13 protein-coding genes are annotated in these 14,476 nt (G+C 67.9%); 6 read left to right on the top strand and 7 right to left on the bottom strand.

Translation table 11 applies throughout. The features are described 5' to 3' along the window. Positions 1–179: 179 nt before the first annotated feature. Positions 180–2,276 carry a glycine--tRNA ligase subunit beta gene (glyS, locus tag ABE422_RS06865; protein ID WP_313211928.1) on the bottom strand — a complete coding sequence of 699 codons (2,097 nt, stop codon included), beginning with the start codon at positions 2,274–2,276 and terminating at the stop codon, positions 180–182. Next, positions 2,273–3,184 (bottom strand): glycine--tRNA ligase subunit alpha, encoded by a 912-nt coding sequence (gene glyQ, locus ABE422_RS06870; RefSeq protein ID WP_102788722.1) that lies wholly within the window; start codon positions 3,182–3,184, stop codon positions 2,273–2,275. The genes glyS and glyQ overlap by 4 nt, the downstream gene beginning before the upstream one ends. Positions 3,185–3,265: 81 nt before the next feature. On the opposite strand from glyQ, the gene ABE422_RS06875 reads away from it, so the two are divergent. The 3 genes from ABE422_RS06875 to ABE422_RS06885 all read left to right on the top strand — a co-directional run bounded on the left by ABE422_RS06875 (position 3,266) and on the right by ABE422_RS06885 (position 6,830). Then, positions 3,266–5,104, top strand: coding sequence for an ATPase, T2SS/T4P/T4SS family (locus tag ABE422_RS06875; RefSeq protein WP_313211931.1), 1,839 nt, complete (start codon positions 3,266–3,268; stop codon positions 5,102–5,104). Further along, positions 5,076–5,795: a glutamine amidotransferase gene (locus ABE422_RS06880; RefSeq protein WP_313211932.1), complete on the top strand. Its 720-nt coding sequence runs from the start codon at positions 5,076–5,078 to the stop codon at positions 5,793–5,795. Before ABE422_RS06875 ends, ABE422_RS06880 begins: the two co-directional genes overlap by 29 nt. 135 nt (positions 5,796–5,930) lie before the next feature. Then, positions 5,931–6,830, top strand: a complete 900-nt coding sequence (locus tag ABE422_RS06885) for a BPSS1780 family membrane protein (protein ID WP_313219253.1) — start codon at positions 5,931–5,933, stop codon at positions 6,828–6,830. Between the two features lie 42 nt (positions 6,831–6,872). Here ABE422_RS06885 and tatC read toward each other — a convergent pair whose 3' ends face one another. The 4 genes from tatC to ABE422_RS06905 form a co-directional block, all read right to left on the bottom strand. After that, the gene (tatC, locus tag ABE422_RS06890) at positions 6,873–7,622 is read right to left on the bottom strand and encodes a twin-arginine translocase subunit TatC (protein ID WP_102788725.1); all 750 of its coding nucleotides are present in this window, start codon (positions 7,620–7,622) and stop codon (positions 6,873–6,875) included. Further along, positions 7,619–8,161 carry a Sec-independent protein translocase protein TatB gene (gene tatB / locus ABE422_RS06895; protein ID WP_346482713.1) on the bottom strand — a complete coding sequence of 181 codons (543 nt, stop codon included), beginning with the start codon at positions 8,159–8,161 and terminating at the stop codon, positions 7,619–7,621. The genes tatC and tatB overlap by 4 nt, the downstream gene beginning before the upstream one ends. 15 nt (positions 8,162–8,176) lie before the next feature. After that, positions 8,177–8,404 carry a Sec-independent protein translocase subunit TatA gene (gene tatA / locus ABE422_RS06900; RefSeq protein WP_019185586.1) on the bottom strand — a complete coding sequence of 76 codons (228 nt, stop codon included), beginning with the start codon at positions 8,402–8,404 and terminating at the stop codon, positions 8,177–8,179. A gap of 75 nt (positions 8,405–8,479) precedes the next feature. Further along, positions 8,480–9,376, bottom strand: coding sequence for a YSC84-related protein (locus ABE422_RS06905; protein ID WP_313211935.1), 897 nt, complete (start codon positions 9,374–9,376; stop codon positions 8,480–8,482). A 187-nt stretch (positions 9,377–9,563) separates the two neighbouring features. On the opposite strand from ABE422_RS06905, the gene hemH reads away from it, so the two are divergent. From hemH to ABE422_RS06920, 3 genes are all read left to right on the top strand, one after another. Further along, positions 9,564–10,526: a ferrochelatase gene (gene hemH, locus ABE422_RS06910; RefSeq protein ID WP_313211936.1), complete on the top strand. Its 963-nt coding sequence runs from the start codon at positions 9,564–9,566 to the stop codon at positions 10,524–10,526. After that, the gene (locus tag ABE422_RS06915) at positions 10,523–11,371 is read left to right on the top strand and encodes an alpha/beta hydrolase (protein WP_313211937.1); all 849 of its coding nucleotides are present in this window, start codon (positions 10,523–10,525) and stop codon (positions 11,369–11,371) included. Before hemH ends, ABE422_RS06915 begins: the two co-directional genes overlap by 4 nt. A gap of 364 nt (positions 11,372–11,735) precedes the next feature. After that, a complete protein-coding gene (locus ABE422_RS06920; protein WP_346482714.1) occupies positions 11,736–13,472 on the top strand; it encodes a methyl-accepting chemotaxis protein in 1,737 nt (578 codons plus the stop codon). 6 nt (positions 13,473–13,478) lie between these two features. On the opposite strand, the gene ABE422_RS06925 is transcribed toward ABE422_RS06920, so the two are convergent. After that, positions 13,479–14,402 carry a D-2-hydroxyacid dehydrogenase family protein gene (locus ABE422_RS06925; protein WP_346482719.1) on the bottom strand — a complete coding sequence of 308 codons (924 nt, stop codon included), beginning with the start codon at positions 14,400–14,402 and terminating at the stop codon, positions 13,479–13,481. Between the last annotated feature and the right edge of the window lie 74 nt (positions 14,403–14,476).

Consider the following 14,476-nt stretch of genomic DNA (forward strand, 5'->3'; position numbering starts at 1 on the left):
CGCGGCGAGATCGATGACAACACGTCATCGGACAGAAGCGTCCGCGACACCGGGGCGACACCATATGACGCTTCCGGCACGAGTATCGGAGCGCGCCGCCCTCCCGGAAACGCAGAAGGCGCGAACAGCCGAAGCCGTCGCGCCTTCCGGTCCACCGTGGGGCGCGCGGCCCCGCCGCGTCAGTTGGACAGGTGTTCGATCGCCGCCACGCTGCCCAGGCGGTCGCCCAGGCGCTTGAGCAGGGCCAGGCGATTGGCCCGCAGCGCGGGATCCTCGGCATTGACCATCACCGCATCGAAGAACGCGTCCACCTGCGGGCGCAGGCGCGCCAGCCGGTTCAACACGCTCACGTAGTCCTTCTGGTGCAGGCTGGCGTTGCTGTCATCGATGGCCGCTTCCACCGCTTCGGCCAGTTCGCTTTCGGCCGGCTCGGCCAGCAGCGCCGGGTCGATCATGCCCGGGATCTCGCCCTCGGCCTTGCGCAGGATGTTGCGGATGCGCTTGTTGGCCGCGGCCAGCGCTTCGGCTTCCGGCAGCGCGGCGAAGGTGCCGATGGCATCGATGCGGCGGTCGAAATCGTACAGCGAGGCCGGCTTCAGCTCAGCCACCGCGTTGAAATGCGTGGCCGGCACGCCCTTGTCGGCGTAGTAGCCGCGCAGGCGGTCGATGATGAAGTCATACAGCTCCTGCGGTAGCGCCTCGGTCTTGCGTTCGGCACTGGGCTGCACGCCCGCCGGCAGGCCCGCCACGGCGGTCGCGATCAGCGCGCGCAGATCCAGGTCGAATCCGCTCTCGATCACCGTGCGGGCCAGGCCCAGCGCATTGCGGCGCAGCGCGAACGGATCCTTGTTGCCGGTCGGCTTCAGGCCTGCGGCAAAACCACCGGCCAGCGTATCCAGACGCTCGGCGATGGCCAGCACCTTGCCCAGCGGCGACAGCGCGATGTCATCCCCACCGAAGCGCGGCTGGTAGGCCTCGTCGATGGCCAGCGCGACCTCGGGCGACTCCCCGCCGACCACGGCGTAATGCCGGCCGGCGATGCCCTGCAACTCCGGGAATTCGTTGACCATGCGCGACTGCAGGTCGTTCTTGGCCAGCACCGCGGCGCGCTTGGCCAGCACCGGCTCGACGCCCACCTGCGGCGCGATGGCCTCGGCGAGGGCGGCCACACGGGTCACTTTGTCGGCGACCGAGCCCAGCTTGGCCTGGTAGGTGACGGTCTTCAGGCCGTCGCCCATCGATTCCAGACCCTGCTTCAGATCTTCGTCGAAGAAGAACTTGGCATCGGAGAAGCGCGGACGGATCACGCGCTCGTAGCCCTTGGCCACTTCGGCCACGTCCTTGGAGTCGATGTTGGCGATGCCGATGAACTTCTCGGTCAACTTGCCGCTGGCATCGAGCACCGGGAAGAACTTCTGGTTGATCTCCATCGTCTCGATCAGCGCTTCCTGCGGCACCGCCAGGAACTCGCGCTCGAAACTGCACAGCACCGGCGCCGGCCATTCGACCAGGTTGACCACCTGCTCGAGATTGTCCGGAGTGATGCGCGCCTGACCGCCGGCCTGCGCGGCCGCCGCGTTGACCTGCTCGACGATGCGGGTACGGCGCGCGTCGGCATCGACCAGCACGTAGGCGGCCTGCAGCGAGGCGACGTAGTCCTCCGGCGCGCTCAGCCACACGGTCTTGTCATGCATGAAGCGATGGCCGCGGCTCATGCGGTCAGCCTTCAGGCCCAGCACCTCGGCCTCGATGATGTCCGGGCCGTGCAGCAGCACCAGCCAATGCACCGGGCGGGCGAAGCCATAGGTGTGGCTGCCCCAGCGCATCGGCTTGGGGATCGGCATCGCGGCGATCGCCTCGCGCAGGATCTCCGGCAGCAGCGTCGCGGTGCGCGCGCCCGGCGTGGTGGAGCGGTGTACGAAGCGCTCGCCCTTGGCGTCGCTGGTGCGCTCCAGCGCGGTCCAGTCGATCCCGGCCTTGGCGGCGAAACCCTGCAGCGCCTTGGTCGGCTGACCCTCGGCGTCGAGCGCGATGTTCAGGTAAGGGCCGAGCACTTCGGAATGCTGTTCCGGCTGCTCAACGGCCACGCCGGGCAGCAGCACGGCCAGGCGACGCGGGGTCGACAGCGGCTTGGCATCGCCGCGTTCAATGGTCACGCCCCGCTTGGTCAGGCCGTCCACGACGCCATCGAAGAAGGCCTGGGCCAGGCCCGGCAGCGCCTTGACCGGCAGTTCTTCGGTACCCAGTTCAATCAGCAGCGGCTGCATCGTGCTCATGCCTGCACCTCCTTGGCGGCCACGGCTTCCAGGCGTTTGGCCTCGTAGAGCCTGGCCACGGCCTGGGCCAGCGCGCGCACGCGCAGGATGTAGCGCTGGCGCTCGGTCACGCTGATCGCGCGGCGCGCATCCAGCAGGTTGAAGGCATGGCTGGCCTTGCAGACCTGCTCATAGGCCGGCAGCGGCAGGCCGACATCGACCAGCTTCTGCGCCTCTTTTTCGCAGGCATCGAAGCGATGGAACATTTCGTCCACGTCGGCGTATTCGAAGTTGTAGGTGCTCTGCTCGATCTCGTTCTGCAGGTACACATCGCCGTAGGTCACCGGGGTGCCATCCGGACCATAGGTCCAGATCAGGTCATAGACGTTGTCGCAGTTCTGCAGGTACATGCACAGGCGCTCCAGACCGTAGGTGATCTCGCCGAGCACCGGCTTGCACTCCAGGCCGCCGGCCTGCTGGAAATAGGTGAACTGGGTGACTTCCATCCCGTTCAACCACACTTCCCAGCCCAGGCCCCAGGCGCCGAGGGTCGGCGATTCCCAGTTGTCCTCGACGAAGCGCAGGTCATGCACCAGCGGATCGATGCCCAGCGCCTTGAGCGAATCCAGGTACAGCTGCTGGATGTTGTCCGGGCTCGGCTTCATCGCCACCTGGTACTGGTAGTAGCGCTGCAGGCGGTTGGGGTTCTCGCCGTAGCGGCCGTCGGTCGGGCGGCGTGAAGGCTGCACGTACGCGGCATTCCAGCTTTCCGGACCGATCGAGCGCAGGAACGTGGCCGGGTGGAAGGTGCCCGCACCGACCTCCAGGTCCAGCGGCTGGATCAGCACGCAGCCCTGCTGCGCCCAATACTGGTTGAGGGTCTGGATCAGGCCCTGGAAAGTGATCGGAACGTTCGGGATCGCGGACATGCGGCGGATTCTTGCCTGCAGAAGGGGTGCGCTAGTATAGCGACCGACCGCACGGGCCTTCCGTGCCTGGGGAAATGGAGGATGGATCCACGCCTGCCAGCGGCTTATGCCAGCGTCCCTGCCGGGGGCGTGCCCCTGCCGCACGGGCGGCTGGATTTCGACCAGGTCGCCGCAGCCCTGGTTGCCGATGGCCTGGTCGCCGCCGCCGATCTGGAGCGCATCCGCTTTTCCGCCCCGGGCGCACGCAATGCCAGCGAGGTCCACCCGCTGGTGCTGCTGGCCAACCTTAAACTGGGCGCCAGCGCAGGCGGTGAGCTCGGCCTGGAGCGCCTGAGCGAGTGGCTGGCCCAGCGCGCGGGCGTGCGCTACCTGCGGGTGGACCCGACCCGGGTCGACGTCTCGGCGGTCACCGCCCTGGTTTCCCATGCCTATGCCCGCCGCCACCGCTTCCTGCCGCTGGCGGTGGACAGCGAGCGCGTGCTGGTCGCCACCAGCGAGCCGCTGGCCCAGGAATGGTTGCGCGACCTGCAACACCTGAGCCGCCGCCGGATCGAGCTGGCGATGGTGAACCCGCTCGATCTGCACCGCTACACCATGGAGTTCTACGGGGTGACGCGCTCGGTGCGCGGCGCCCGTGGCGATGTCCGCGGCGAGACCAGCAGCACCCTGCCCAGCTTCGAGCAGCTGGTGGAACTGGGCCGCGCCGGCGACGTCAACGCCGACGACCAGCACATCGTGCACATCGTGGATTGGCTGCTGCAGTACGCCTACGAGCAGCGCGCCTCGGACATTCATCTGGAGCCACGCCGCGACATGGGCCGCATGCGCTTCCGCATCGATGGCGTGCTGCACAAGGTGTTCGAGGTGCCGCCGGCGGTGATGACCGCCGTGGTCAGCCGGATCAAGGTGCTGGGCCGGATGGACCTGGCCGAGCGCCGGCGCCCGCAGGACGGCCGCATCAAGACCCGCTCCCCGGGCGGGCGCGAAGTGGAAATGCGCCTGTCGACCATGCCCACCGCGTTCGGCGAAAAGTGCGTGATGCGCATCTTCGACCCGGATGCCGCCTTCAAGAGCATCGACCAGCTCGGCTTCAGCCCGCAGGAAGCGGCCGGCTGGACCGCCCTGGTCGAGCGCCCGCACGGCATCGTGCTGGTCACCGGGCCGACCGGCTCGGGCAAGACCACCACCCTGTATTCCACGCTGAAGCGGCTGGCCACCCCGGACGTGAATGTCTGCACGGTGGAAGACCCGATCGAAATGATCGCACCGGAGTTCAACCAGATGCAGGTGCAGACCAACATCGACCTGGATTTCGCCAGCGGCGTGCGCACCCTGCTGCGGCAGGACCCGGACATCATCATGATCGGCGAGATCCGCGATCTGGAGACCGCGCAGATGGCGGTCCAGGCCTCGCTCACCGGCCACCTGGTGCTGTCCACCCTGCACACCAACGATGCGCCCTCGGCGATCACCCGTCTGCTCGATCTGGGCGTGCCGCATTACCTGCTCGCCTCCACCCTCAACGGGGTGCTGGCCCAGCGGCTGGTGCGCACCCTGTGCAGCAGTTGCAAGGTGCCGACGGTGCTCTCGGCCGAGCAATGGGCGGTGCTGACTGATGCCGATGCGGCATTACCTGAGGCGCCCACGCCATATGCACCGGTCGGCTGCATCGACTGCCGACGCACCGGTTTCCTGGGCCGCGTGGGCCTGTATGAGTTGCTGCCATTGGGTTCCAGCCTGCGCCGACACATCCGCGCGGACATGGATCTGGCCGCCTTCAACCGTGCCGCACGTGCTGAAGGGGTACGAACCCTGCGTCGCGCGGGACTTGAAAAGGTAGCGGCAGGGCTGACTACAATCGAGGAAGTCCTCTCGGTCCTGCCTCCCCCGGATGAATTCCGCCCCATTCCTGATTCTTGAAACCGGCCAACCCGTCGCCTCGCTGCGCCGTTACGGGCGGTTTTCGCACTGGATCCGGGTCGCGGCCGGGCTGGACGCCGACGAGACCGTGGTGGTCGATGTCGAGCAGGGCGGCACCCTGCCCAGCCACCGCGATTTTGCCGGGGTGATCGTCAGCGGTTCGGCCGCCTACGTCACCGACCGCGCCGAGTGGAGCGAACGCAGCGCGCAGTGGCTGCGCGCTGCCGCCCACGACGACCGGCCGGTGTTCGGCATCTGCTATGGCCACCAGCTGCTCGCCCACGCGCTGGGCGGCGAAGTGGCCTACAACCCGGCCGGCCGCGAGTCCGGCACGATCGAGCTGGCGCTGGATCCTTCGGCGGTGGACGATCCGCTGTTCGGCGGCCTGCCGGCGCGCTTCCCGGCCCATGCCACCCACCTGCAGACCGTGCTGCGCGCGCCCGAGGGCGCGGCGATCCTGGCACGCTCGGCGCAGGACAACTGCCACGCCTTCCGCTGGGGCGCACATGCCTGGGGCGTGCAGTTCCATCCGGAGTTCGCCACCCACCACATGCGCGGCTACGTCCGCGCCCGCGCCGAGTGCATCCGCCAGCACGGCGGTTGCGCGCGCAGTGTCGCCCGCGACGTCAGCGCCGCCCCGCTGGCCCGCCAGCTGCTGCGCCGTTTCGTCCGCCAGGCACGCAACGCCTGAGGGCTGCACCGGCATGCCCCCGGACGCAACGCAGCGTCCGCGCCGCGCAGGGCGGCCTTCAGGTCACGCGCCGGGAAAACAGGGATAATCGACCGCAATCGGGCGTTCGCGCCTTCTCCCCTGTCCCGGAATGTTATGAGCGAGATTCGCAAGCTGCCGGCCTCCGCCGGCGCGGAATGGCTGGTGTCGGGTTTCACCCTGCTGCGCAAGGCGCCGTTGGCGCTGGGCCTGCTCGGCGTGATCTGGGCCGTGGCCGCGTTGCTGGTGATGTCGCTGGCGATGGTCAGCCCGGCGCTGAGCACGCTGGCGCAGCTGTTGATGGCACTGGCCGGCCCGCTGTTCTTCGGCGGCCTGGTGTGGGCCGTGCGCGAAGTCGACCAGGGTCGCGTGGCGCAGCCTGCGCACCTGCTGCAGGGCCTGCAGGAAGGCCGCGCCTTGAACCTGCTCGCCTCGCTGCTGCCGCAGCTGGTGGCCGGCCTGTTCCTGGGCGTGTTGTTGCTGGTGCTGATCGGCAGCAGTGGCCTGCAGCACCTGAGCGAGGTGATGGTGCAGCTCAACGCGATCAGCCAGTCCGGCGCGCAGCCGGACCCGGCGCAGATCGAAGAGCTGATGGCGAGCCTGCCGGCGATGCGCATCCTGCTCTGGCTGGCACTGGTGGTGGTCACCTTCCTGGCCATGGCGCTGGCGCTGTTCACCCTGCCGCCGCAGGTGATGTTCGAGCATCGCAACGGCCTACAGGCGATGCGCCTGAGCCTGCGCGCCTGCCTGCACAACGTGCTGGCGATGCTGGTGTTCTTCCTGCTCGCCTTCGTGGCGGTGTTTGCGATCTATTTCGGCGTGATGCTGGTGGCCCTGATCGCGCAGCTGATCGGCGGCACGATGCTCGCGCTGTTCGTTGCGCAGCTGCTGCTGATGGGCGTGGTGATGCCGGTCTTCGCCGGTGCCATCTACACGGCGTGGAAGCAGATGTTCGGCCAACAGGGGCCGCAGACCCCGCCGCCGATGCCGGGCCCGAACAACGTGTTCGCCGCCTGATCAACGAAAACCCCGGCCGAGGCCGGGGTTTTTGTTTGTGCCTTACTCCGGCTGCTCTTTCCCGCCCGGGCGCGGCACCAGCCAGCGCGCGGCGTGGATGCCCAGTTCGTAAAGCAGGCACATCGGAATGGCCAGCATCAGCTGCGAGACCACGTCCGGCGGCGTCAGCACCGCGGCCAGCACGAAGATGCCGACGATCGCATAGCCGCGGCCTTCCTTGAACTGCTGCGGCGTGATCCAGCCCAGCAGCACCAGGATCACCATCGCCACCGGCAGCTCGAAGCTGGTGCCGAAGGCGAAGAAGATCGCCAGCACGAAATCCAGGTACGCCGTCGCATCCGGTGTGATCGCAATCACCTCCGGGCGGAACGTGGTGAGGAAGTGGAACACCGCCGGCAACACCAGGAAGTACGCGAACGCGCAGCCCAGATAGAACAGCAGTACCGACGAGGCCAGCAACGGTACGGCCAGGCGTTTTTCGCGGGCATACAGGCCCGGCGCCACGAACGACCACAGCTGGAACAGCAGCCACGGCACGGCGATGAACACCGCCACGAAGAAGGTCAGTTTCAACGGCGCGAAGAACGCGCCGGCCGGATTGGTCGCGATCATCGTCTGCCCGTTCGGCAGCTGCGAGATCAGCGGTTCGGCGATCATCGTGTAGATCTGCCGCGAGAACGGCATCAACCCCAGCAGCACCACGCCCAGGCCGATCAACGCGCGCACCAGGCGCGCACGCAGCTCGATCAGGTGTTCGACCAGCGAACTCTCGTTGCTTTCATGCTCGCTCATCGCGGTGCCTCGTCGTTCGGCGGCGTGGGCACAGGCGTAAGCGGCGCGGTGTCAGTCGACGGCGGCAGGGCCGCCGGCGGATCTGCACGCGGTGCGCTGCCATCGATGCCCGGCGGCGCCATCGCATCGCGCGGCGGCTCGGCCTCCTCGGGGGCCACCACATGCTGGGCCACGCTGGCCGGGGAACCTGGTGCGGGGCCGGTCATCACCGGTTCGTCGTCCGCAGCCGCGGCGACGTCATCGCCCTGCCGTGCCACGTCCTGGCGCATCTGCTCGGCATCGCGGCGCACCGCTTCGCCACTGGCGCGCAGCTGCGACTCGGTATCGCGCATCGAGGTTTTCACATCATCGAACTGCCGCTTGATCTCTTCGGCGTGCAGTTCACGCTCGAGCTCCTGCTTCACCGAATCCCACTGGTTGCGGGCACGGCGCACCCACAGCCCGGCAAAGCGGGCCGCCTTGGGCAGCCGCTCGGGGCCGAGGACGACCAAGGCCACCACCGCGATGACCAGCAGTTCACTGAAACCGATATCGAACACGCCAAGCCGCCCGGATCAGCGCGGGTCGCGGTCGTGCTCGGTCTGCGACGTCGTCGTCGAGTCCTGCGGACGCGAACTGTCGCTGAGCTGCGCGTTCGGCTTGTCCTCGTCGCGCATGCCCTTCTTGAATTCCTTGACGGCGCTGCCAAGGTCCTTGGCGCCGCTGGTCAGTTTCTTGGTGCCGAACACCAGCAGAACGATGACCAGCACGACCAACCAATGCCAGATGCTGAAACTGCCCATGACTCGCTCGCGTTACGTAGTGATCAGACGGTTGAGCATAGCGCACCGGCGGTAAGCCGGCGCGCGTGACAAAAGTCAGTTGCCGTCCAGCGATTCGGTACGGACTTCACCGTCGCCAACCGGCTGGAAGCCCTGCTGCGGGGCCGGTTGCGCCGGCACGGACTGCAACGGGGCCGTGGTCGCGCCAGCAGGGGCCGGGGCAGGTGCCTGTTCAGGTCGAACCGGTACGGCGGCGGCGCGCGGCGCAGCGGCCGGCGCTGGGGCATTGCCCGCAGTGCCGCGCTTCTCGCGGGCGGTATAGGTGGCTTCCTCCAGGCGATCACGGAAGGCGACCACGTCCACCGAGGGCGGCTCGCCGACACGGCCTTCGAACACCATGCGCGGCGTGGTGTTGCTGCCGTAGGCGTCCAGGTTGGCGGCATCGTCGATCTGCAGCACGGCGCCATCCAGCGCCACACCGGCGAACAGGCCACGGGCGCGCGACCAGGACCAGATCTCAGCCTTCAGCTGGCCATCGGTGGCGGCGGCGGCGTTGCGACCGACCGGTCCGGCGGCGACGCCGGCATCGGCGCCCAGGGTGAACTTGCCGTTGACGAGATTGTCCAGGCTGCGGTCGTTGCGGAACACCAGCACTACATCGGAGGACTGCACGCCGGCCTGGAAGCCGATGCTGCCGCCGGTGAGCTTCACGAACACCGGGTTGGACCAGCTGCCATCGGGCGTCTTGACGGACATCAAGCCATGGCCGCGACGGCCGCCGATCACCAGGCCGGCCTTGATCGTATCGGGAATGACGATGACCGCTCGGCCTTCGTCGAGCAGCTTGTCGGGAATCCCCTGCTCGGGGATGTCCTGGATTTCATTCAGGACGCGCACGGCATTGCGGGCGCGCTGGTCCTCCTGTGGCCCGGCCATGGCCTGGGTCGACAGCAGGCTGGCGGAGATCAGCAGAACAAGGCTGAGGCGGCGCATGGGTGGGCTCCAGAAAGTCGATTCATACAAGATAGCGGCAGGTACGACCGGGGTCGATACGCTTCTCGACGTTAGAAGGCCGGCGATGAATCGGCAATGAGTATTCCTGGCTATCGATATGCACGCTGGATCGCGTTCATCATCCAAATCCATCCCGCCAATCGCGCAGACCTGCGAGAATGGCGGCATGCTCGACGCACCCGACACCGCCGTGCTGGCGGTCAATCTAGGCACGCCCGAGACGCCAACCGCCCCGGCGGTGCGTCGCTACCTGGCTGAGTTCCTCAGCGATCCGCGCGTGGTCGCGATTCCGCCGCTGTTCTGGAAACCCTTGCTGTTCGGGCTGATCCTGCCATTGCGCAGTGGTCGCTCGGCCGCCAAGTACGCCCAGGTCTGGCTGCCGGAGGGCTCCCCGCTGATGGTCTACACGCGCCGGCTGGCCGAGGCCATGCAGGGCCTGATGCCCGATCTGCGGGTGCGCCATGCGATGCGTTATGGCGCCCCGGCGCTGCCGGCCGAGCTGGACCGGCTGGCCGCCGAAGGCATGAAACGGATCGTGGTACTGCCGTTGTACCCGCAGTATTCGACCACCACCACGGCCTCGATCGAGGACCAGGTGCGCGAGTGGCAGCCGAAGCATCCCGGCGTCACCGTGACCCTGGTGCGCGATTACGCGGTCGATCCGGACTGGGTCGCCGCCGTCGCCGGCAGCATCCGCCAGTGGTGGGAGCAGCATGGGCGCGGCGAGAAACTGGTGTTTTCCTTCCACGGCATTCCACAGCGCCTGGCCGACGCCGGCGATCCGTATCCGCAGCGCTGCGAAGCCAGCGCCCACGCGATCGCCCACGCGCTGGAGCTGGCCGACGATGCCTGGCAGCTGACCTACCAATCGCGTTTCGGCCGTGAGAAGTGGCTCCAGCCCTACGCCGAACCCACCCTGTGGGCGATGGCCGAGAAGGGCGTGCGCAGCATGGACGTGGTCTGCCCCGGCTTTGCCACCGACTGCCTGGAAACCCTGGAAGAAGTGGCGATGGGCTTTACCGAGACCGTGGCCGAGCGCGGCGCGACAATGCGCTACATCCCCTGCCTCAACGACGCGCACGCGCATGCACTGGCCCTGTCGCGGCTGAGCATCGCGGCGCTGGCATGACGCTGCAGCCGTTCTCGCTGCCGGTTGCCGGCAGCACCGTGGCCGGCCTGCGGTCGGGTGAGACCGGCGGCACGCGCGTCCTGGCGCTGCATGGCTGGCTCGACAACGCGGCCAGCTTCGTACCGTTGGCCGCGCAACTACCGGATCTGGCGCTGGTCGCGATCGATCTGCCCGGCCACGGCCACAGCGCGCATCTGCCGCCCGGCACGCAATACAACACGCCCGGTGCGATCTGCCACGTGCTCGACGTCGCTGATGCGCTGGGCTGGGACCGCTTCGTGCTGCTCGGCCACTCGATGGGCGCCGGCATTGCCAGCCTTACCGCGGCGGCCGCACCCGAACGCGTCGAACGCCTGATCGCGATCGAGGCCCTCGGCGGTCTGCGGGGCCCGGAGAATGAAACCGCACAGCGCCTGCGTGAGCATGTGCGTGCCGCGCGGGCGCTGCCCACCCGCAGACTGCGCGTGTTCCCCGATCTGGCCGCGCCGATCCGCGCCCGCATGATGGCCAACCAGCTCAGCGAGCCGTGCGCGCGCCTGCTGGTCGAACGCGGCGTCAAGCCGGTTGAAGGGGGTTTCAGCTGGTGCAGCGATCAGCGCCTGATGCTGCCCACCGCGATGCGCCTGAGCGAAGCGCAGATCGACGACCTGCTCGCCGCGATCGAATGCCCGACCCAGGTGATCTACGCCACGCCAGCGCAGTCGTATTACCCGGAGCCGTTGCGCAGCCAGCGCATCTCGTTGCTGCGCGAAGGCCGCTTGGCGGTGTTCCCGGGCACGCATCATCTGCACATGGAGCATCCGCAGGTGGTCGCTGAGGTGATCCAGGGCTTCCTCGCCGGGTAAGCCCTGCACGGTGCGACACACGGTCGCACTCAACTTATCCCGGCAACGACCGATACCGATGATGCAGGCCGATCTTCGTCGGCCGCACTGTCGTCGCTTGCTCCGCCGTTGCGAAGCCGCGCATCACCCAGGCTTCCAGGGAACGTCGTCGCAATGCCGGATTGGCCGTGCCATCGCCCACAGGACCGGGCCATGCCGGCGGTGATCGCCACCGCCGACACGGCACCTGCCGTCACCTGCTCTGCGCGTGCCCCCCTGCTTCCTTCCGCTGCTGCACCCACCGCTTCGCCGGTGACGGGTGTGGCATCCGCCTGCGCGCGATCACGCCGCGGGCTTTCCGTTTTCTGCTGATTCTGGAGCCCTCATGTCCGCCATGCCCGATGCCACCTCCCGCCCACCCGATCTGCTGCGCACGCGCACGTCCCGGCCGTCCACGGATGCCGCCTATCTGATCTCCGCCGGGGTGCTGCTTGCCGCCGCGGTAACCGCCGCGATCTGGCAGCGGCAGCCTTGGGCGCTGCTTCCGGTGGCAGTCGCGGCCGTGCTGTTGGGCCTGGTCGCGCTGCGCGTGCGGCAGCAGGGCCAGGCGTTGCGGCAGGCAGAGATGCGGTCGGTCTCGCTGGCCGCGGAGGCAGCCCGCGCGCAGGCGCGCGACAGTGTCGAACATACGCACGATGCCCAGGTCCGGCAGGCACTGGATGTCTCCCGCACCGCAATGATGATCGCCGACAACGACCACGTGATCCGCTACGTGAACCAGTCGGTGGTGAGCTTGCTGCGCAACCAGCAGACCAGCCTGCGTGAGGCCTTCCCCGACTTCGACGCCGAGCGCCTGGTCGGCAGCAGCATCCACCGTTTCCATGCCAATCCGGACCGCATCCGCGCCATCCTCAATACGCTGATGGTCACCCATCACGGGCGTGTGCGGATCGGCCCGGTGCACTTCGCCCAGGTTGTCACGCCGGTATTCGATGCGAAGGGCCAGCGCCAGGGCTTCGCGGTGGAATGGCATGACCGCACCCACGAACTGCTGCTGGAACATGCCGTGGCCGATATCGTCGAGGCCGCCAGCAAGGGCGATCTTGATCGCCGGCTGCAGGCCACGGACGGAGGCGCGAGCTTCCTCAACGGCCTGACCGGCGGCATCAATCAGCTGCTGGACAGCGTGGGTGGCACGGTCGGTGAGATCCGCCGCATGCTCTCGGCACTGGCCGATGGCGATCTGGACCAGCGCATGCGGGGCGACTTCCACGGGTCGTTCCAGGCCATGCAGCGCGATGCCAATGCGACGGCGGAGCAACTGACCGCGATGGTCGAACGGATCAAGCAGTGCACCGGCTCGATTTCGCTGGCCGCCAGTGAGATCGCCAGTGGCAACGATGATCTGTCCGAGCGTACCGAACGCCAGGCTGCCCATCTGGAGGAAACCGCCGCCTCGATGGAGGAGCTGACCTCCACCGTGCGACAGAATGCCGAACACGCGCGCCAGGCCAGTGCGTTGGCGCACGGCGCGCATGACGTCGCCACCCGCGGCAGTCGGGTGGTGAGCGAGGTGGTGACCACCATGGACGCCATCCAGACCGCCTCTCACCGCATCGGCGACATCACGCGCGTCATCGACGGGATCGCCTTCCAGACCAATATTCTTGCCCTCAACGCCGCCGTGGAAGCAGCACGTGCAGGCGAGCAGGGCCGCGGCTTCGCGGTGGTGGCCAGCGAGGTACGCAGCCTGGCCCAGCGTTCGGCCGAGGCCGCCAAGGAGATCAAGGGCCTGATCGATGCCTCCGTGGTACAGGTTGCCGACGGCGCGCGCCTGGTCCAGGACGCCGGGCAGACCATGGGCGAGATTGTGAGCAGCGTGGCCGGTGTCAGCGGCATCATGGCCGAGATCTCTTCGGCCTCGCAGGAGCAGGCCGCCGGCATCGATCAGGTCAACCGGACGGTGGCGCAGATGGACGATGCCACCCAGCAGAATGCGACGTTGGTCGAAGAGGCGAGTGCAGCGGCACGCCTGTTGGAGGCGCAGGCTGCCGACCTGACCCAGGCAGTGGCCGTGTTCCGTCATCAGGAACAGGCGTACCGCCCGGCCGCGGTGGCCTGACCGGCGTCAGTCCAGCACGCGTTTCGGCGCGCCCTGCAGCCAGGCGGCGATAGTCTCGACCGCCTGGCCGAAATAGTCCCGGTAATTGCGCGCGGTGACGTAGCCCAGAGGGGGCGTCGCCAATACGTTGGGCAATGTGCGCAGCGGATGCCCGGCCGGGAGGGGTTCGATGTCGAAGACATCCAGGCCAGCACCGGCGATGCGCTTGTCAGTCAGGGCGTCGATCAACGGCTGCTGATCGATCCGGCCCGCGCGTGCGGTATTGATCAGACATGCGTGTGCCGGCATGCAGGCCAGCGTGTCGGCATCCACGATCGCGGGGCTGCGTTCGCCCAGGACCCGGTGCAGCGACACCACCTCGCTGCCAGCGAACAGGGCCTGCTGCGATGTAGCCCATTGCACCCCCGCCGCCGCCGCACGTGGCGCGTCGAGATTCGGACGCCCTGCACTGACCTGCATCCCGAACGCCTGGCCGATCTGCGCCACGCGCTGACCGATCTTCCCCACTCCCAGCAGTCCCAACCGCGCACCATGCAGGTCACGGCCGACCGTCTGCTGCCACGGCCCGTCGCTGCGCAATGCATTGGCCTCAGGCACCAGGTGGCGCATCAGGCCGAGGATCAGCGCCCAGGTGATCTCCACGGCAGGCTCGGGATGGCTGTCGGTGCCGCAGACGATGACGCCCTGCGCTTTCGCTGCCGCGACATCGATGGCCGCATGGCGCATGCCGCTGGTGATCAGCAGGCGTAGACAGGGCCGGCGGGCCAACAGTGCCGCGGTGATCGGTGTGCGTTCGCGCATGGCCACCAGGGTGTCGGCATCGCCGAGCGCGGCGACCCGTGCGTCCGTGGTGGGAGGGGCTGAAACGCAGACAAAAAGAAAACCCCGCTGCGTGAGCAGCGGGGTTTTCGGGGTAAAAACCCTGGCGATGACCTACTCTCGCATGGCTTAGGCCACACTACCATCGGCGCAGCTGCGTTTCACTTCCGAGTTCGGGATGGGAT

Origin of the sequence: Stenotrophomonas sp. TWI1151 (assembly GCF_039673135.1) — a bacterium.
In the GTDB taxonomy this organism is placed as follows: Bacteria; Pseudomonadota; Gammaproteobacteria; order Xanthomonadales; family Xanthomonadaceae; genus Stenotrophomonas.